Source organism: Microbulbifer sp. CnH-101-G, from assembly GCF_052466775.1.
Genome location: NZ_CP174292.1, coordinates 2600033 through 2618192 on the forward strand (window position 1 = coordinate 2600033; position 18160 = coordinate 2618192).

The 18160-nt window shown below is 47.4% G+C and carries 20 protein-coding genes and 1 pseudogene; 4 read left to right on the forward strand and 17 right to left on the reverse strand.

Going from position 1 to position 18160, the window contains the following annotated elements; translation table 11 throughout:
• Positions 1–21: 21 nt before the first annotated feature.
• The gene (leuD, locus tag ACJJID_RS11415) at positions 22–669 is read right to left on the reverse strand and encodes a 3-isopropylmalate dehydratase small subunit (RefSeq protein ID WP_444919601.1); all 648 of its coding nucleotides are present in this window, start codon (positions 667–669) and stop codon (positions 22–24) included.
• Positions 669–2117, reverse strand: a complete 1449-nt coding sequence (gene leuC, locus ACJJID_RS11420; protein ID WP_444919602.1) for a 3-isopropylmalate dehydratase large subunit — start codon at positions 2115–2117, stop codon at positions 669–671. Before leuC ends, leuD begins: the two co-directional genes overlap by 1 nt.
• Before the next feature lie 142 nt (positions 2118–2259).
• Between leuC and ACJJID_RS11425 the strand changes: the two genes are divergently transcribed.
• From ACJJID_RS11425 to ACJJID_RS11435, 3 genes are all read left to right on the forward strand, one after another.
• Complete coding sequence (locus ACJJID_RS11425; protein WP_444919603.1) at positions 2260–3132, forward strand: LysR family transcriptional regulator; 873 nt, start codon at positions 2260–2262, stop codon at positions 3130–3132.
• A gap of 223 nt (positions 3133–3355) precedes the next feature.
• Positions 3356–4093 (forward strand): TIGR04219 family outer membrane beta-barrel protein, encoded by a 738-nt coding sequence (locus tag ACJJID_RS11430; protein ID WP_152454358.1) that lies wholly within the window; start codon positions 3356–3358, stop codon positions 4091–4093.
• A 255-nt stretch (positions 4094–4348) separates the two neighbouring features.
• Complete coding sequence (locus ACJJID_RS11435) at positions 4349–5401, forward strand: NAD(P)H-dependent flavin oxidoreductase (protein WP_444919604.1); 1053 nt, start codon at positions 4349–4351, stop codon at positions 5399–5401.
• Between the two features lie 551 nt (positions 5402–5952).
• On the opposite strand, the gene ACJJID_RS11440 is transcribed toward ACJJID_RS11435, so the two are convergent.
• The 6 genes from ACJJID_RS11440 to ACJJID_RS11465 form a co-directional block, all read right to left on the reverse strand.
• Positions 5953–6696, reverse strand: a complete 744-nt coding sequence (locus ACJJID_RS11440; protein WP_444919605.1) for a sporulation protein — start codon at positions 6694–6696, stop codon at positions 5953–5955.
• A 134-nt stretch (positions 6697–6830) separates the two neighbouring features.
• Positions 6831–7181, reverse strand: coding sequence for a VOC family protein (locus ACJJID_RS11445; RefSeq protein WP_444919606.1), 351 nt, complete (start codon positions 7179–7181; stop codon positions 6831–6833).
• A gap of 75 nt (positions 7182–7256) precedes the next feature.
• Positions 7257–7652: a hypothetical protein gene (locus ACJJID_RS11450; protein WP_444919607.1), complete on the reverse strand. Its 396-nt coding sequence runs from the start codon at positions 7650–7652 to the stop codon at positions 7257–7259.
• 823 nt (positions 7653–8475) lie between these two features.
• A complete protein-coding gene (locus ACJJID_RS11455; RefSeq protein WP_444919608.1) occupies positions 8476–8895 on the reverse strand; it encodes a VOC family protein in 420 nt (139 codons plus the stop codon).
• A 71-nt stretch (positions 8896–8966) separates the two neighbouring features.
• Positions 8967–9386: a helix-turn-helix domain-containing protein gene (locus tag ACJJID_RS11460; protein ID WP_444919609.1), complete on the reverse strand. Its 420-nt coding sequence runs from the start codon at positions 9384–9386 to the stop codon at positions 8967–8969.
• A 144-nt stretch (positions 9387–9530) separates the two neighbouring features.
• A complete protein-coding gene (locus tag ACJJID_RS11465; RefSeq protein ID WP_444919610.1) occupies positions 9531–10022 on the reverse strand; it encodes a hypothetical protein in 492 nt (163 codons plus the stop codon).
• Between the two features lie 43 nt (positions 10023–10065).
• On the opposite strand from ACJJID_RS11465, the gene ACJJID_RS11470 reads away from it, so the two are divergent.
• Positions 10066–11007, forward strand: coding sequence for an IS110 family transposase (locus tag ACJJID_RS11470; protein WP_444919611.1), 942 nt, complete (start codon positions 10066–10068; stop codon positions 11005–11007).
• A gap of 34 nt (positions 11008–11041) precedes the next feature.
• Here the strand turns inward: ACJJID_RS11470 and ACJJID_RS11475 are convergent, their stop codons facing one another.
• The 9 genes and pseudogenes from ACJJID_RS11475 to ACJJID_RS11515 form a co-directional block, all read right to left on the reverse strand.
• Entirely contained in the window at positions 11042–11512 is a 471-nt protein-coding gene (locus ACJJID_RS11475; protein ID WP_444919612.1) for a hypothetical protein, read from the reverse strand.
• A gap of 554 nt (positions 11513–12066) precedes the next feature.
• Positions 12067–12393 carry a hypothetical protein gene (locus ACJJID_RS11480; protein WP_444919613.1) on the reverse strand — a complete coding sequence of 109 codons (327 nt, stop codon included), beginning with the start codon at positions 12391–12393 and terminating at the stop codon, positions 12067–12069.
• 134 nt (positions 12394–12527) lie between these two features.
• Positions 12528–12926, reverse strand: a complete 399-nt coding sequence (locus tag ACJJID_RS11485; protein WP_444919614.1) for a hypothetical protein — start codon at positions 12924–12926, stop codon at positions 12528–12530.
• An 88-nt stretch (positions 12927–13014) separates the two neighbouring features.
• Positions 13015–13566: an NMCC_0638 family (lipo)protein gene (locus tag ACJJID_RS11490; RefSeq protein ID WP_444919615.1), complete on the reverse strand. Its 552-nt coding sequence runs from the start codon at positions 13564–13566 to the stop codon at positions 13015–13017.
• A gap of 1084 nt (positions 13567–14650) precedes the next feature.
• Positions 14651–15049, reverse strand: coding sequence for a hypothetical protein (locus tag ACJJID_RS11495; RefSeq protein ID WP_444919616.1), 399 nt, complete (start codon positions 15047–15049; stop codon positions 14651–14653).
• Between the two features lie 126 nt (positions 15050–15175).
• Complete coding sequence (locus tag ACJJID_RS11500; protein ID WP_444919617.1) at positions 15176–15640, reverse strand: hypothetical protein; 465 nt, start codon at positions 15638–15640, stop codon at positions 15176–15178.
• 858 nt (positions 15641–16498) lie between these two features.
• On the reverse strand, positions 16499–16897 hold the full coding sequence (locus ACJJID_RS11505; protein ID WP_444919618.1) for a hypothetical protein: 399 nt from the start codon (positions 16895–16897) through the stop codon (positions 16499–16501).
• A 27-nt stretch (positions 16898–16924) separates the two neighbouring features.
• Positions 16925–17227 (reverse strand): hypothetical protein, encoded by a 303-nt coding sequence (locus ACJJID_RS11510; protein WP_444919619.1) that lies wholly within the window; start codon positions 17225–17227, stop codon positions 16925–16927.
• 206 nt (positions 17228–17433) lie between these two features.
• A pseudogene (locus ACJJID_RS11515) lies at positions 17434–17925 on the reverse strand (DUF2199 domain-containing protein).
• Positions 17926–18160: the final 235 nt, after the last annotated feature.

An 18160-nucleotide genomic window follows, 5' to 3' on the forward strand; every position in this document is an offset into this window, starting at 1 on the left:
TGTCACAGGAATTTCCTTTAATTATTGAACCGCATCGAAAAGCCAGGGCGCTTTTTCACGTCGCGCCGCTTCATAAGCACGGATATCATCGGCGTGCTCCAGGGTCAGGCCAATATGATCAAGACCGTTAATTAAACAGTGCTTGTGGAAGGCATCCACCTCGAAAGCAATCGTCTCGCCACAGGGCTTATGTATACGCTGCTGCTCAAGATCGACCGTGAGCGTGTAACCTTCCTGCGCGTGCGTTTCCTCGAACAAGCGGTGTACCACGGCTGCGGGCAAGACAATTGGCAGCAACCCATTTTTAAAGCAGTTATTAAAGAAGATATCGGCAAAACTGGGCGCAATGATTGCGCGAAAACCGTGATCTTCCAGCGCCCAAGGGGCGTGCTCACGGCTGGAACCACAGCCAAAATTTTCCCGCGCCAGCAGCACCGAGCCACCCTCATAACGGGGGAAGTTCAGGGGGAAATCCGGGTTGATTGGGCGGTTCGAGCAATCCTGGCCGGGAAAACCTTCATCCAGGTAGCGCAGCTCATCAAAGAGATTGGGGCCGAAGCCAGTGCGCTTGATGGACTTCAAAAACTGCTTGGGAATAATCAGATCCGTATCCACATTGGCGCGATCCATAGGCACCACGATGCCCTGGTGCTGGGTAAATGCTCTCATCAGGCCATCTCCTCTTGCGCTTGCACTGGTGCCATCTCGCGCACATCAACAAAGTGTCCGGCAATCGCCGCTGCCGCCGCCATAGCGGGGCTGACCAGGTGTGTGCGGCCACCGTAACCCTGGCGCCCTTCAAAGTTGCGATTGGAAGTGGAGGCGCAGTGCTCACCAGCCCCTAACTTGTCCGCATTCATTGCCAGGCACATAGAGCAGGAGGGCTCGCGCCACTCGAAACCTGCCTCGACAAAAATTTCGTGCAACCCCTCGCGCTCCGCCTGGGCCTTAACCGCCTGGGAACCCGGAACAATCAATACCTGCTTAACACTGCCGGCCTTGCTGCGGCCCTTGGCTACAGCGGCTGCGGCACGCAAGTCCTCAATACGGGAGTTGGTGCAGGAGCCGATAAAGACGCGATCGAGTTTGATATCGCTGATCTTCTGCCCAGCGCTCAGTCCCATATATTCCAGAGCACGCTGCATACCAGTGCGTTTGGTCGCGTCGCCTTCGGCGGCGGGGTCTGGTACATTGGCACTAATAGGAACAACCATTTCCGGCGAGGTCCCCCAGCTCACCTGGGGCTCAATCTCCTCACCCTGCAGTACTACAACCTGATCAAAGTCCGCATCGTCATCGGAATGCAGGTGGCTCCAGGCCTCAACCGCTCTATCCCAATGCTCACCTTTTGGTGCGTAGGCTTTATCTTTCACATAATCGAGGGTGATCTGGTCCACTGCCACCATGCCCGCGCGAGCACCGGCTTCGATCGCCATATTGCACACGGTCATGCGACCTTCCATAGAGATTTTTCGGATGACTTCACCACCGAACTCGATGGCATAGCCGGTACCACCGGCAGTGCCGATCTTGCCGATAATCGCCAGCACCACGTCCTTGGCGGTAACACCTGGGAGCAGCTCGCCATCCACACGCACCAACATATTCTTCATTTTGCGTTGGATCAGGCACTGGGTGGCCATCACATGCTCCACCTCGGAGGTACCAATGCCGTGGGCCAGAGCCCCCAGCGCACCGTGGGTGGAGGTGTGAGAATCGCCACACACTACCGTCATACCCGGCAGGGTGGCGCCGGTTTCCGGGCCAATCACATGCACAATGCCCTGCCCCGGCTCGTTGATACCGAACTGCACCACGTCGAAATCCCGGCAGTTCTCATCCAGGGTCTGCACCTGTATGCGGGAAATATCGTCGCGGATACCGCTAACACCGGCCGCACGTTCAGCGCTTTCGGAAGGCACATTGTGATCGGGAGTCGCGACCAGGGAGTCTTTACGCCAGGGCTGCCGGCCAGCCAGGCGCAGCCCTTCAAAAGCTTGGGGGGAGGTCACCTCGTGAATCAGATGGCGGTCGATATAGATCAACGCGGACCCATCGTCACGGGTCTTGATCAGGTGGTCCTGCCAGAGTTTGTCGTAGAGTGTTTGCCCTGCCACAGCCGTTCCTCTCAATAGTTAAGCGCCTGAGTCTAACCAGGACTCAAAAATAACACCAATTTATATTTATTATCGAATGCATTCCAAAAAGGAATTTGAGGTACTATTGTGCCCAGAGTTCCATCAGTGAGAGACATAGCAATTGGAAATTCAGTGGTTGAAGGCTTTCCTGGCAATTGCCGAACAGGGTTCTGTATCGGGGGCTGCAGAGCAACTGCACCTGACCCAGCCCGCCGCCAGCAAGCGCCTCGCGGCACTTGAGCAGCAGCTTCAGGCGCCGCTGTTTGATCGTATAGGCCGCAAGCTACAGCTCACCGATGCCGGGCGCGCCCTGCTGCCCCGCGCCCGCCATATCCTCAATGAAATCTCCGACACCGAACAAGAGTTGCGCGCCCTTGGCGATACCGTTAGCGGTAGCCTGCGCATCGCCACCAGTCACCATGTGGGCCTACATCACCTCCCGCCAGTACTTAAGGAATTCAGTAATCGCTACCCGAAAGTAGCCCTGGATATCGACTTCGTGGACTCCGAGCAAGCCTACGAAGCCCTGATGGCTGCAAAATACGAACTCGCGGTGGTCACCCTGGCTCTCAAGGATTACCCACACCTGAACGCACAAGTGATCTGGCCGGACCCCTGCGTAGTAGTGGCGGCACCGAACCACCCACTCACCAGAATCCCGGAGCTGGAACTGGCTGACCTAGCCAATTACCCCGCCATACTGCCAGACCTCAATACCTATACCGGGCGCCTGATCAAAAGGGAATTCGACGCCCAGGGCTTGAAGCTCACCTCCAAGCTGGCCACTAATTTTCTGGAAACAATCAAGATGATGGCCTGTGTCGGACTGGGCTGGAGTGTTTTGCCCCAAACTCTGGTGGATGAGAGCCTGGCAGTACTGCCGGTGAGAAAATTACAGGTCTTGCGCAACCTCGGTGTGATCAGCCATCGCGGCCGTACGCTGAGTAATGCCGCCAACGCACTACAACGAATGCTCTTTGATGCGAACCCCTAAACTGCCAGGAGGCGGGAAATAAGACATAGTCTCGTATAAATTCCGCCCACCTTCGCCCGCCCTAAATAGCACAACGCCCCATTCTTTCTGCGACATTAAAATTCCACTGCAAGCGCCACTCTTGCTTAATCGGCCGACAAATTTGTGAAAATGTGCAACTTACAGCAACACATTAAAAATAACCCTGTACACTCCGCGGCAAATTTATCACGGAGAGAAACTCATGAAGAAATCTGCTATTGCCCTGTGCGCCCTTCTCAGCAGCGGTGCCGCCAGCGCTGATACGATTCTCGGCCTTGATGCCAGCCTCGGTGCATGGCTGCCAAATTACGACGGTAATATTGGTAAGGACGATTATAATCTGGACAAACTCTCCCTCAGCGAAGACCACATCACCTTTATTCAAGTCGCATTGGAACACCCAATTCCGCTGGTCCCCAATGTCATGCTGGCACACAGCAACATTGATACCGATGGCAGCGCCGAACTGCAAAGCACCGTCACTTTCGACGATGTAACTTTCCAGACTGGCTCAACCATCAACACCGACCTCGACCTCACCCACACCGACGCAACTTTCTACTACGAAATTTTGGACAACTGGGTAAACCTGGACCTGGGCATTACCGCGCGCAGATACGACGGTGAATTTACCGCTATCAGTGAAGATCGCACAGAAACCATCCAGCTAACAGGCTACCTGCCAATGGCCTATGGAATGGCGCGTTTTGACCTGCCATTTAGCGGCTGGTCTGTTATTGCACAGGGCAATGGCACCGCTTATCGCGGCGATACCCTCACCGATTTCACTGCAAAAGTGCGCTGGGATTTCGTACCCGCTGTGGATCTGGCTATTGAGGCCGGCTATCGAGTAATGAACCTGGACCTGGATGAATTGGATGACTTGCAGAGCGATGTTGAGATTAAAGGCCCCTATATTGGCCTAAACCTGCACCTCTAAAATTACCCAGCTAAGCCTCAGGCCTAATTCATATCCACCAATCCAAAAATTACTTCCGGCCCGCTATAGCTAGCGCGCCGGAATTCCCCTATGGTGAGCCCATACCTTGCCCCTTGAGAAACCACTAGGCGGCGCGGGAACCTCCCCAGATGCCGCCGGCTAAAATCCCACTGAATATATTCTTGAGGGCCGCAGAAACACAATAAACTCTTTTTCAGAGTTTCCTTAAAGCAAGAACAGCGAGGCGAACGGGCAGTGCAATCTTTTCTGCAAACATTGGGAATTTCCCACCCCATTTTTCAAGCGCCAATGGCCGGCGTTTCCACCCCAGAGCTTGCCGCCGCAGTCTCCAATGCCGGCGGGCTCGGCGCCATCGGCCTCGGCCCCTACTCCCCGCAGAAAGCCGCTGAAAAAATCCAGCAGACTCGAGAACTCACTGAGCACCCCTTCAACGTCAATGTTTTCTGTCATCAACCGGCAGTTGCAGATCCCCAGCGTGAAGCCGCCTGGCTCAATCACCTGGCACCTTATTTCTCGGAGCTGGATGCAACGCCACCTCAAGCGTTACATGAGCCCTACCCAAGCTTTATTGGGAACAGCGAACTCCTGGAAGTGCTCGTACAAGAAAAGCCCGCTGTGGTGAGCTTTCATTTCGGATTGCCCGCGCAAGCCGCCATCAACGCGCTCAAAGACTCTGGAATAATCCTGCTCGCCACTGCCACTACCCCCGAAGAAGCGAAGCTTGCTGAAGACGCAGGAATGGATGTCTTGATCGCTCAAGGCATAGAGGCCGGCGGCCATAGAGGGGTATTTGATCCAGAAGAAGATCGGGAAATAGGAACGCTCGCTCTAGTCCGTCTACTTTGCAGCCAAAGCAATCTGCCCATTATTGCCGCCGGGGGCATTATGGATGGAGCCGGTATACACGCAGCCCTCTCCCTCGGCGCCAGCGCTGTGCAGATGGGAACCGCCTTTATTCTTTGCCCAGAATCCGCCGCTGACGATAACTTCCGGGCAGCTCTTAAAAGTGAGCGAGCTCATAACACCGCGATCACCGCCAATATCTCCGGGCGTCCCGCTCGCGGTATTGCCAATCGTTTTTTCCGGGATCTAAACCGCAATGCACCAGCAAGGCCTGATTACCCCATTTGCTACAGTGCCGGCAAGGCTCTCGCCAACGCCTCGGCTGCAGCTGGCAGCGATAGTTTTGCGGTGCAATGGGCTGGCCAGGGTTCCCCCCTATGCAGGGCCCTACCAGCAGCAGAATTAATTACCACCTTGGCCGCAGAACTGGAAGCCACACAGTAATTATTGACCAAATGTACTTTTCCCCGAGAATATTTTGACTCGGGGAAAATCACTGAGCAAAAATCGCTACCTTATTCCCATCCAGATCGCGGAAATAAGCACCATAGAAGGCTCCAGGGTCTCTATGACCGGGCTCACCTTCGCTCACAGCACCCAAGCTCAGAGCCACAAATCAAATTCCTTTTCATTCTCGGCTTTAAGAACAACCATTGTGTCATTACCAAAGCTGGCTGACTCATTATTAAACGGCACTGTTAGCGCGAACTTAGTAGAGGAGTTGGGAAATTCCCCAAAGACCACTCTACCAAACGCATAAATTTCCTTACCCCAAGCAAGCTAATTAACTGGCCATAAAAACTGCGAGCCTGCTCCAGGTTATTCGTACCAAGAGAGACATGTAAAATCACTACAATCACTCCTGTTTAGGGTAATTGACGTAAGATATTTTTTTAGGAGCAGCGAGCCAAAATATAGCCGGGCTATTACCCGGCAATATTCTGTTCATGATTTATCATCTGAGGCTATCGCCCAAAGTGACATAACTAGCGAGGTCATCGGGAGAGAATTGCCTCAACCGCAGTTTGAACTTCATTATCACTGGCATCAATACCAAGAGAAAAAGACAGATATTCATCGCCCCACCCCCCAAACCTACGGTCAATCTCGGCCAGGCAGTGAATCACTTCTCCATCTAAAACAAATGAAAGCTCGACTTCCTTAGCCCCGAAAAAGCCTCCACCTTTAAATTCTATTTCCTGATAACAGCCAGACTTTGAAGAAAAGGAACCGCCATTCAAATAGCCTTTTTCAACATCTGCCTTCACCAGATCAAAACCCTCGCCTTCAATCAGAGCGACAATTGACTGGACTACCGGCAGGGGCTTAACTTCCAGGTAGTCCCTATCCTTGGGATCAATGGCGAAATCTATATCAAGTGTCGTTTCCAACCAAACACGACATTCATTCTTGCGGGCCCTAAGTGCAGTAATTGGTGCCTCATCGTTTAACTTGAACTCAAAGGGAATTTCTATACTTTTGCCGGCATCAATTGTAAATGGTTCTACAATTCTTATGTCATCCAAAGTAAAATGGATATAGCTAATGCCATTATCATCTTCTACTTTTACCTCGGTACAAAGCTTTAAATTGATTGCATCAACTTCCTGCTCGATATCACCTCCCCGGATGTGGATACTTCCTCTGATCAGCTCCCCCTGAAATACGCTAGTGCTATCCAGAACAGTATCGACCTTAGCCGCGCCAATCCCCAAAGAGGCTTTTAACTTCTGCAACATAACTTCTAATTACCAATCAAGAAACTGAATAACCAATATTAAACACTGCGCCGGTCAAAAGACAAATCAAGTTCAAAGAAGAAGTAGGACAACCAAATAAAGACCATAATCATCCGTTATCGCGCAACTATTGGTTATATGTGTTGAAGTACATTAACAAGCTTTCCAAACGGGTCACGAACATAGAACCTTCGAACACCCCACGGCTCTGATACTGGCCCGTATTCAATTTGAATATTTTCAGCCATTACTTTCTTTAACACCAAATCAAGATCATCAACCTCAATTGACACATCAGGAACAGCAGTCCCCGAGCCACCTTCAGATGCCACACTTATTTGGGTGGTCATTTCTTCCCCTGAGCTATATGTTTTGATCCAGCCATGGTCCATAACAAGATCAAGGTCAAAGATAGATTCATAGAATATTTTGGCATTATCTGGATTTGCAGCTTCGATATTTAAAACTATTCTCTTTACTTTCATTAAACGAGCCTCAGGGTAAGTATTGTAGTTAACGCTTTTATCACCTTCGCCGTAGGTGTCGAGTGCCTATACTTGTTAACTTTTTGGGGCCGGCCAACAATACATACCACCCAATGAAGTAGCGGCTTCAGTTGCAAGCCCAGCATCAAAAAGACCTTTTTGCATAGCCAAATTCCAAAGCGCTTGGCCACCTTTAGCCTCAGTCGGTATTACGTAGCTTGCTGGGCTCTCAGTGGTAAAAAAGTGAATATCATCCGAAAACATGTAATCCGTGGCTTCAAAACAAATACGCTCAATTTCTGACCATCGAAATTTGTCATTCCACTGTTCTTTTCTAGGAGCAGCGATGTGTCTACAAATAGACTCGCTACCACAAGTAACAAAGATCCAACTTTCGAGTTTTTTACCTTCTTCTCTAGCTTTAAGCCACGCTTTGAGTTTCTTTATCATTGTGACAAAGGTCTTGCCCACAATAAGAGCATCCTCTTTTTGTGGGCAAGACCAAGTAAGACTTACCCAAAGAAGTGGTGTAACCTTGACCAGCTAAATGCTTAGACTGTAATAACAAAACCAAGTTGCACAAGCCCCCAATAAACCATAAAAGAAATTACCACTAAAGTACCAGAAAAAGCATGATATTTATAATTTGGAAGGTTACGAAAATATCTATAAGCCGATATTATGAAGTGTATAGGTGCAATGGCAATGCAGCCTATGAACCAAAACATACTTGGGATTATAAGAACATCTACTAGACCTATTTCTGTGTAATAAAAAACATAGTAACCAAGTAGATAAGAAAGAATCAGAAAAATAGAAATTATGCTAGTAATGTATTCGATACGAAGCTTCATTTTTGGCATTTAACACCCTCCATGAACGGCCGAGCGATAGTGAGATCCGGCGACCGAAGGGAGCGAATTTACGTTAGCCAATTTTTCTTCCACAGGTCGATTGGTAGAGAGATATTTAGTAAATACCCAACGAGCCACATCACCCGACAACCCTTCAACGCCACCATCATAGTACCTGGACATTCTTGACCAGCGATCTTTGACCTCAAAGACTTCGACTTTTTGACGTCTATATATTGTATTTGTGGCTTTTCTATTTTTTGTTTAGAGCCAAGCGCACATTAAGATTATCTGATGTCACGTAATAGTCTCTAAGTCAATTGGCATTCGCATATGCGTACGAAATAGTGAAAAGTACGAAAATATTGCTAGAGTAAGCTTTTTGTGGTAAACCCTTTTTAAGCAGGGCACCGCTTGCAGTGCCCCTGACTTACTTTACGTTATATTTTATTTTTCCGTTGAACCAAACTAAACCAGTTCCCAGAGTTGTCTATACCCATAGCTTCGACACCATAAAGCTGCTTTGTAGGTGGCTGGATAAATTCCACTCCTTTAGCCACAAGCTCTTCGTACGTTTTTTGGCAATTTTCAGTTTCGAAAACGCCCGCTCCAAATGCACCTTCTTTGATTAAGCTTCGTATTTTTTCGGCAGAGTCTTTAGTGAACATCGGCCCCTCTTTTGGCTCTGCCAATACCAGCTGAAGTTGTGAATTAGATTTAGGATATACAGTCAGCCATCGGAAACTTCCTTCCATTTTCATGTCATCACCGACCTCGAAACCAAGCTTGTTTTTGTAAAAATCAAGAGCTTCGTCCTGATTAAGTACATATATTGTTGCATGCGCTATGGATGTAATCATCTATATATTCCCAGTTATTAATTCATCTATATTTTATAAAAACAATCAAGATGATATTTCTCCAATATTGCTCAACTAGCCAATTTTCCTAAAAAATGATAGGCATAGCATGCCGGTATAGCCTGCGAGGGAAAACAATATGCCTCAGTAGACAAAGCCCAAAGCTTACGACGATATAAAGTAGGTGCCATGCCAGTTTGTTTTAAAAACAATGAAGAAAAGCTGCCAAGGCTTATGTAACCCACTCTCTCGCAAATTTCTGAGACACTCAAATTTTCCATAATAAGCATCTTCTTAGCTTTTTCGACTCTAAGCCGAATCAAGAATTCGTTAGGTGTTTCTCCAAAAGTATCTTTGAATGCGCGCAAAAAATGATAAGGGGACATATTAGAGTACTTTGCTATACCAGATAAGCTGAGCGGTGCTTGATAATTGTCAGCAATATAATCCCTGCCAGCACTCAATTTTTTAAATTTATGGTTCGTAGTCATAAAATATATTTTTCAACCACATAAACTATAAAGCCTGCAGTAACGGCCGCAATGTAGCAGCAGAGCTGTGAAATGGAGATCCTGCCCCATAGGGACGATGTCGCCTGCATTTGTTATGTGTTTGTTGGTTAGCAGCATGACTTACTACTTTAAAAGGCGATTTAGATCGATATAGGTATCTTCTTCGCCTTCGGAAGCCAGGGAAATGTTTATGAAGATTTTCCCTCGAGCGGTATCGAGCTTCCATATTTCCCACTGATCCATATCAGTTTCAACATGCTTCTTCAGAGCTTTCAGCATATCGGTGAATTCCTTTTCGCTTAGTTTATAGGATTCAGACAACTCTGAGGCCTCTTCTATGTTCTGGACGCTATTGACACATGACTCACACAGCAGGATTGGCAGAAGCGGAGCGTAGACTGTCCCGCGCAAACCCGATGGGTCGGAGCAGCCTGCCAGTGTTTGTATGGTTGTTTTTGTCCGATTCTGATGTTGAAAATCCTTTTCGCTAACGGGTAAATTGAGAACCACCTTCGGCGGCCACCGAAGGCCTTGTTTGTCACAGTTCACTGCTGCGCCGACCGATAACAAGTATGAACGTGACAGACGCTCACTAGGCATAACTCGAATAGTCATGTGGGCCTCGAGCCCGAATAGCAAGGCGGAGATAGCTTATCTTATGGAACCTCAAGAGATCAATGTCGGTATTGATACCAGCAGTAAACAACTCGATATTTATGTGAGACCTACTGGCCAGTTCTTTAGTGTTACCAATAACAAAGAAGGTATTAAAGACGCCATCAAACGACTACAAACGCTTAAACCTCAAAGAGTATTAATCGAGTCTACAGGAAGACTAGAATTAGAATTCGTCTGCGCTGCTAATAAAGCGGGACTGCCGATAGTTGTTTGCAATCCTTCGCAAGTAAGAAACTTTGCAAAGTCAGCGGGGCGGCTCGCCAAAACAGATAAGCTGGATGCAATTGATATCGCACATTTTGGTGAAGCAATGAAGCCAAGATTGTCATCAATCAAACCAGAAAAACTCAGAAATATCAGTGATTTGCTGACGGTCAGGAACCAGTGCTTAGAAATGAGCACAATGCAAAAGAATCGTCTCAAGAGAATGCCTAAGTCTGTTCACAAGCCCATTCAGGCTATCTTAAAAGCCATCAAGAAAGAGCTAGAAGGGATCGATAAGCAACTTGATAAACTTGTTAACAGTGTTGCCGAGTGGCGACAAAAACGCGATCTCTTATTAAGTGCTAAAGGAGTCGGTAATGTACTGGCTTGCAAGCTAATGAGCGAACTTCCTGAGCTGGGCAAGTTGAACCGCAAAGAGATTGCGGCACTTGTGGGTATCGCCCCCATGAATCGTGATAGCGGTAGCTTCCAGGGTAAACGTTATATTCGAGGTGGGCGACATCGTGTACGCACGGTTTTGTTTGTTTCTATGATGTCAGCAATACAATGCCACCCTAAATTAAAGCCAATGTATGAGCGCCTGGTCGCTGCTGGTAAACCAAAGAAAGTAGCCCTTATCGCATGTATGAGGAAGCAACTTACCATCCTCAATACGATGGTAAAAAACAACACCTACTGGGATGAGAAAATGGTTTAAATATTTGACAAAGGGCCATAGTCACTTGTTAGGGCTAACCCCGGGCACTGCCTCTATGCTCAAGCCAAAACCCAGAATGATGCTGCGCAACCGACAGCCCTAAGCAGAAACGCTCGATGTTCAGCTGTGATTTTGAGAACGTGATTTCACGTACGAACATCGATTGCAAGAGTACTAGTGCTGCCCCTATCTGGGCAGAAGATTCCGGCCCATGCCTGCCATTTATATAGCTTGGGAAAAAATCCATCATTTCCCTGAAATGAAGGCGAGCCATTGCAACAGCAATTTGGGGGCTAACCATACTACCATTTGTGAAGCAGTTCTTTAGCTCTTCCAGGTGCGACTTATTCTCCGAGACAATAAGGCACATACATGCGATCAAATGCGAACGCCAATTCACATCAAATAGTAAATTTTCATAACCTGCATGCTCGCTTTCAAGCTCATTAGCTAGAGAGCTAAAGATAGAAAGATCACTTTCTACTTCAGATGGTTGAAAGCTCACATTAAGCGCCTTCAGGTAGAAGCTACCATCATTACTGAGCTCTTCTAACCTCTTAAGTACGTTTATCCACCAATTGCCCTAACGCAGCCGGCAGGGGCAGCTTACCTTGTGCACATTTTGCGCGACAATGGGAGCACAGCGACCTGTGCAATAAGTGCACAAGGTAAGCTGTCCCGCGAAGGGCCGTAGGCCCAGAGCCAACTGCCCGGCTTTGTTATGTTTTTGGGCACACATATGACTGAAAATACTGCTCCATTTGATATTTTGAGTGCAACGCAACCTCAGTACCTGACGGACTGTAAATTGTATTTGCTCCACGTCTATACGCGTCTGATTTTGCTCTCTCAGATATGGAATTTTCCGAATTAGCTCTTACCGAATACCAGTGGACTTTTCTGCACCCCACCGGGGCTTCACTTACGATCACGACATTGTGATGCGCGTGCTGCATGGCACACGCTGAAACACTGATCGTCACAAACACAAAAAATATTCGGGTCATCATAGAAACATAACGCTGCCCCGGCGCGCAGCGCCCTTGCTGCCACGTTTTGTTAGGTGCTTTTGCAGATGACCAATACACTGACATTTCCACCTTCATCATAATATGACAGAGTTTCTTTAATATACTTACAGCCGCCATGCTGTGACATATTTGTATTCATATATCTATCGATGTCGGCATAGTACTTCTCAAAGCCGTCAGCATCATCCGCAGATGTGAATCGATGGCGGGTGTATACAAAGTAGTAAGCTCCCTCGCCATGCTTAGTAACCGTTCGCTCTTTTTTAGAAATGGAATCAAGCTCAACATGATACGGGGTATTTGAGCAAGCCATGAGAGCAATCGTTATAAAGAGTAAGAATATTCTTCTAGTCATGATTTAAGGTTGCACCTAACGCCCGCAACTGGGGCGTTAGGTGCTGTGCATATTTTGTGCGAAACTGAGAGCGCAGCGACCGCACAAAATGTGCATAGCGTTGGGCGTCCCGCCGAGGCCCGCAGGGCCGTAGCTTACTGCTTGCGATTGTTAGTCATTTCTTGGAGCTGCGCCAGTCCCTCTTTACCGATATCCCCGAGCGAGCGAGTGTTTGAACAGGAACTAATTTCTGGAATCGAACCAGTTTTCCCAAAAACTACATACTTGTATCCTACCACCATGTAAGACGCACACATATCTTCGGAAAACAATGTATTTTTGACAGTTTTGGTATCTGCTACGCCTTTAATTTTTTCTAATACAACTAATTCGTTTGTGACTACGCCATTTTCACCAAGCGTTGAAGACTGAACCTGACCGAGATAAACATAGTCAGACTCCAAATATCTCTCCTCAAGCGGAGCATCTACGCAGTAGCAACCGAACACCAACTGAGCTTTAAACAGCAATAAAAATATTATGAATATCTTCATTCTAAGACGACCTTATGGCTAACGCCTCGGTAATGGGCCGGAGCACGCAGTGCGGAAGTCCAGCCGCAGGCGTTCATTGACCGACTTGTTAGGCTTGCGATGCATCATAAGACATTATTGCTACAAGTTTAGAGTTGGGTTGGGTAGAAAGAGTTATAACCCATTGCTCCATTAATTTGGCTCCACGAAATATCTTGTATGAAGTGGTTTCCAATGGGCCAGATTTAGAAAAGATTTCTTTTTTATAGCTGAAGCCTGACCCTTCAGGCGGTAACCATGCCTCCATGCTGGCCATAAGTTTCTCTGGGCTACCTTGATGAATAAAGACTGAACACAACCCTCTATCTTGAGCAGCAATAGCGAAATTGCCATGCTCATTTTTGGAAACCCAAGCTTTTCCTTTGTGGCCTTGTAGATATTGGTTAGCGAGCTCCCTTTTAGCTTCGGTGAACCTCATTTCTTTAGCTTGGCTTTCTACTTTGGCAGGCTGAGCACGAGTAACGACACAGGCACCCATATAAAGTTGAATTGGATATGACTTGCGAAGAGCCAATGATTCAGCACTATCTTGAGATGCTTGCGATACGGACGAGATAATAGCGATCAAAAGGGCTGTAAAATATTTCATCATTTCTCTCATGTTTTAGAGCCTAACGCCCGTATTTGCGGTTGGTTTGGAGCGCAGCGGAAAACCAGTCCGACAACATGTGCTTGTTAGGCATTTACACTCCGCTCCATTTTTTGAACTGCTAGATCACGAACTTTAGCTGAAAGAAAGTGTGACGGTATGTACTTTAGGCTGTACGAACGCCGCGATGGCCTAGCAGTTTCTTTAACAAAATTTAGTATTATTTGGGCGTGCTCTTTATCCCATGCCCACAATAACTGCCCCCTAACTTCCCACTGCCAATAAGCATCGGCTGGCCAATTTAATTTGTGCTTTCTATTAGAATGGCAGTGGAAACATTGAACTAAACCATTTGTAAGTAGAGGATAACCACCTTTGCCCGTATCACCTCCACCTCTGAGATACTGACTTGATGTAGAAGGGGCCTTCCAACTTATTTGAGAAGGAAACCTTTCGAGCACCGTCCAGCCACCCCACTGATGTGACGGCTTGGTTTCATCAGGGCGAACATCATTTTTCGATAGAAACTCGAATGGCTCTTCGAATTTCGCTAGCGCCCCACAATCGGGGCACTTTATATCTATTGGCTCATACTTCATTTCGATGCCTAACGTTGCCAGCAAGGGCAGCCGAAGCAGAGCGTAGGCTGTCCAGCCCAGTCTCCGGCTGGGCGATCTTGCCTGGCCTGGTTATAGCTGGCGCGCACTGAACAACCTACTCGCTCTCTGCCAGCCAACTTTGGCTGGCCACTGCCCGATAAATTTACAGGGAAAAGTACCATACTTTCCCCACCAATTAACTATCTGACAGGCACTCTACAATGCGGCAGCTAACTTGCAGAACTTGTTGACTTAAAACGAAGGTACTTGAACGAAACTGCGGTACCAGTTAGCAGGAGAACTCTCTTGTGAAGTGTGTTCAGGTAGAGGTTGTTACTTGCAGCAACTACAAAACATCTAAAAAATTACCGCCACAATAACGCCGTTATAAGCGGCCGGAACAGAGTTGGTTTGTTTGCGGTAGCGTAGCGTTAAACCGCAAACGAAGCAACGAAGTGGAGGTCCAGCCCGCTCGCGGGCGATGCTTGATAACTTTGTTAAGGCGCATTTAGCTTACGTAACCCTTGAAGGAAGATGGTGGTACCGCCGAAGAGCCCTACAAAAACAAAATATGCCTGAAAAGCATTGCCATAAGGGATAAATAGAAGTGCTACACCACTTAAGAATAGGAATGAGCCAACAGCCATAATTGCAACCCCACTAGGTTTCGACGCGCGACTTACACATGCACGAATCAACGCCCAAAGGGATATTAGGAAAGTTACATAGAAAAACGAGTAGCTTAAAAGTGGAGCTTCTCCATTAAGGAACATAAGCACCCCGAAGTAAGATACTGTTCCAGTAAATGTGCAGATAATGAGAGAAACAACGATCGTAAATATACGCTCCTTTTTAGTTGGAACACGATCAATATCCCAATTTCCTCGCAATCTCATAGGGAGCCTTAACGCCGCAATCAGGCGCGGCTACTTTGTGTGTTTTTTGCACGAAAATAGGAGCGCAGCGACCGTGCAAAAAGTGCACAGAGTAAGACGTCGGCTGCATTGCATTGTTATGCATTTTTAAGGGAACTGCGCTTGGACGAACGCACCGAGCGCGAGAAGCCCGCTGTAGCCCCTAGATTCAGTTTCATACTCGGGTGAGCTAATTCGAACTTCTAGCCATTGATACCTTGAGGTTTCTAACTCCCAAATGATTCCGTCTTCTAGCCGAACATCATCTTTAACCTTAAATGTAAGTGCATCATCTAGAAGAGTCATTAACCTTTTATACGTCTCTTCATTTAGCTCAATGTGCGATTCACTTTTTACACCGCTCCATTTTTGGAAGCCACTTTCAAAAACCCTTTTAGCGAGAACTTTCTTACCATCGTAGGTTACCAAGGTATAAACCGTTGAATCAGCAAACGAGGGAGAAATAGCTAGTTCAAGCTCCCTGCCAATTTCATACTGTGCCTCAAAAACAGGAGATGAAACTGCCGAAAAAGAAATCACTGACAAAACAAGGAAAATAACTAATTTATTCATGGCTCTAATGCATAACGCCGCGAGCAGCGGCAGCTTGCTTTGGGCGCTTTATGCGCAAAAATGGGAGCGAAGCGACCTGCGCATAAAGTGCACAAAGTAAGCTGTCCGGTGGAGGCCCGCAGGGCCGGAACGAAATGCCTCGCCTTGTTATGAATTAGACCCACTAAATACAAACCGTGCAGATTAGTTGGTACAACTCAGATTTGTCTTTCATTGCAGGCTTAGATGAAACTCGGATTGCTTGGTCGAGATCATGCAAAAAACCTTTGCCGGGTGGAAAATGGCCTTCAAGCTCTCCCTGCTTTATTGACACCTCCCAATATTCCAGCTGCCCGCCTTCCATATAGTATTCCGCGAGCTCTTTCATTGCTGCATAACATTGTTCATTTGTAGGCCATTCCATCGCGAACCTTACGATTCATAACGCCGCTAGCAGGGGCAACCGGAGCGCAGGCTGTCCAGCCCAGGGCCCCGCAGGGGCCTTGGGCGATCCTGCCTAGCCTGGTTATGGCTGACGCACTCGGAACCTACTACTAGCACTTTGCCAGCCACGGCTTGGCTGGTCACTGCCTAAATTTACGAGGAAAGAATACCGCGCTTTCCCCAACTCTTTTTTATTTTACTGGCACTCCATAAGATTACTCAGGAGTACCCTCTTCTAATTAACCAGAACGAACGCTCTAGGAACGAACTTGATTGAATAGCAACCGGCCAAATAGGCTCAATGTTGGAAGCTATTTTGTGGCACTGAATTTTCAGCAACCTCGAAAAACAAAAAAATACCGACCGGCACCATAACGCCTTTAGCACGGGCGCGCTGTAAGCGCGTCCAGCCGAAGGCGATTGTGCCTAAATTTGTTATGTATCTCGTGTTTCATTTGCAAGAACCTTTTTATACCAGGAAGAATACGCACTACCAAATGATACCCCTGGTTTTAAGAGCTCAGTCGTTTGGATATCGATAGCTATTAAATAGTGTACAGATGCGATTTCAACAGCGCGTGCAATTTCTCTACAAATATCCCCTTTACCGCTCATTCCTGTGTGAATAGACCCTTCTGTGACATATAGTTCACAGGAAATATCACGACTGCTGTTCCTACCTAGTTCATTTTCGAATTTGAAATCTGGGAATAATTTTTTTGCTAATACTTCAAGCTTACTTTTGCCATAATCCTCAATAACTTCTATATCTTCAAGAGTTAAAACTTCATCAGCGGCTTTCTTTGATGGTAAGAAAATATAGTCAATACTCATCTGGTACTCTCTAGATATACATAACGCTCAAAGCAGCGGTGCGTTTACGCATCCGCTGCCTTTGCTTGTTATGTTTTTACAACCGCTTGCACTGCAGAACTGAAGCTGGTTGTCGTTTAATACAAGACCTTTACCGTACCCTTGGTTTGGTTGCCTGAAGTCGGAAGCCAGAACATTGCCAACTGTAACAGGCAGCTCTCCATTTATTGCCTCGATAGCTTCAGGCCCAACTTTGCTTGAGTGAATGACCACTTGGATAGTACCGTCCCACATTTCTTGCGTGTAGTAAGTGGCAAATCCACCGCAGTACTTTTCTACTTGCTGGCGCATAGCATGATCGTCATTTTTCCATGGATTAAACGCATACCCAAATATGAGCACAACTCCTATTACTAGAACCAAAACCAAAGTGCTTACGATTTTAAGAAATTTGGTAATGATCTTCGATTACTCCTAAAACATAACGCCCAAAGCAGCGGCGCGCGTTAGCGCGTCCAGCCCGAAGGGCGATGCTGCCTTTACTTGTTAGCAGTTGATCAGTGCGCCATAACTTGATGAACGATTTCATGAACACGCTCCATTGTGATGCCTGACTGCTGCTCTAGTGATAGTGGGTGCTCTGTGGGCTCAAGCGATATTAGCGGAACTTGGCCAACGGCTTGAGACTGAACGCTAGTTTTTAGGTGCAGAGTATCTGGATAGCATGGTAGAGATGTTGATAGCCAGCCAAAATATGGCTCACAGTTTTCCCTACCCTCGGATTCTCAGTTCTCACTCATGTGTGCAAAGCTTGCCTCACTTAAGGACACCCAAACCGACCAGATAAATACCTCTTCACTATCAGTAACTGGAAGCTCAATATGGCCACGCACAAAATAGTGCTCTCCGTCGACGATACATTGGTCTGCGTTCTCAGCCGCACGCCCATCAAACTCTTCGGGAGGCACAATAAGTCCGGCCGGTGAACCGCTGCCAAAACACATTGGCACTTCGGCTAGATCACAGTTACATACTTTACATTTACTCATGGCTTAAGACTGCTAACGCCGCAAGCAAAGGCGCGCGTTAGCGCGTCCAGCCCGCAGGGCGATTTTGCCTTGCTTTGTTATGGGCATTTTTCACCGTGCTCGTCATATGGATACTTTGCCCAATCTGTGCAGCTTCTGCCATGACATGTAACTACGAACTCGATGCAACGGCCACCACCTGTATATAAAAAGCCAAAATCTGGTTTTGACGATGCTGAGGAATTAAACGGTTTTA

Bases quoted from the DNA above. Each gene is read 5' to 3' on its own strand.
- ACJJID_RS11490 (WP_444919615.1), bottom strand. From the start codon at position 13,566: ATGAGAGAAATGATGAAATATTTTACAGCCCTTTTGATCGCTATTATC.
- ACJJID_RS11440 (WP_444919605.1), bottom strand. From the start codon at position 6,696: ATGTTGCAGAAGTTAAAAGCCTCTTTGGGGATTGGCGCGGCTAAGGTC.
- ACJJID_RS11500 (WP_444919617.1), bottom strand. From the start codon at position 15,640: ATGAATAAATTAGTTATTTTCCTTGTTTTGTCAGTGATTTCTTTTTCG.
- ACJJID_RS11510 (WP_444919619.1), bottom strand. From the start codon at position 17,227: ATGCGCCAGCAAGTAGAAAAGTACTGCGGTGGATTTGCCACTTACTAC.
- ACJJID_RS11505 (WP_444919618.1), bottom strand. From the start codon at position 16,897: ATGAGTATTGACTATATTTTCTTACCATCAAAGAAAGCCGCTGATGAA.
- ACJJID_RS11445 (WP_444919606.1), bottom strand. From the start codon at position 7,181: ATGAAAGTAAAGAGAATAGTTTTAAATATCGAAGCTGCAAATCCAGAT.
- ACJJID_RS11495 (WP_444919616.1), bottom strand. From the start codon at position 15,049: ATGAGATTGCGAGGAAATTGGGATATTGATCGTGTTCCAACTAAAAAG.
- ACJJID_RS11455 (WP_444919608.1), bottom strand. From the start codon at position 8,895: ATGATTACATCCATAGCGCATGCAACAATATATGTACTTAATCAGGAC.
- ACJJID_RS11470 (WP_444919611.1), top strand. From the start codon at position 10,066: ATGGAACCTCAAGAGATCAATGTCGGTATTGATACCAGCAGTAAACAA.
- leuD (WP_444919601.1), bottom strand. From the start codon at position 669: ATGAGAGCATTTACCCAGCACCAGGGCATCGTGGTGCCTATGGATCGC.
- ACJJID_RS11430 (WP_152454358.1), top strand. From the start codon at position 3,356: ATGAAGAAATCTGCTATTGCCCTGTGCGCCCTTCTCAGCAGCGGTGCC.
- ACJJID_RS11460 (WP_444919609.1), bottom strand. From the start codon at position 9,386: ATGACTACGAACCATAAATTTAAAAAATTGAGTGCTGGCAGGGATTAT.
- ACJJID_RS11465 (WP_444919610.1), bottom strand. From the start codon at position 10,022: ATGACTATTCGAGTTATGCCTAGTGAGCGTCTGTCACGTTCATACTTG.
- ACJJID_RS11480 (WP_444919613.1), bottom strand. From the start codon at position 12,393: ATGACTAGAAGAATATTCTTACTCTTTATAACGATTGCTCTCATGGCT.
- ACJJID_RS11485 (WP_444919614.1), bottom strand. From the start codon at position 12,926: ATGAAGATATTCATAATATTTTTATTGCTGTTTAAAGCTCAGTTGGTG.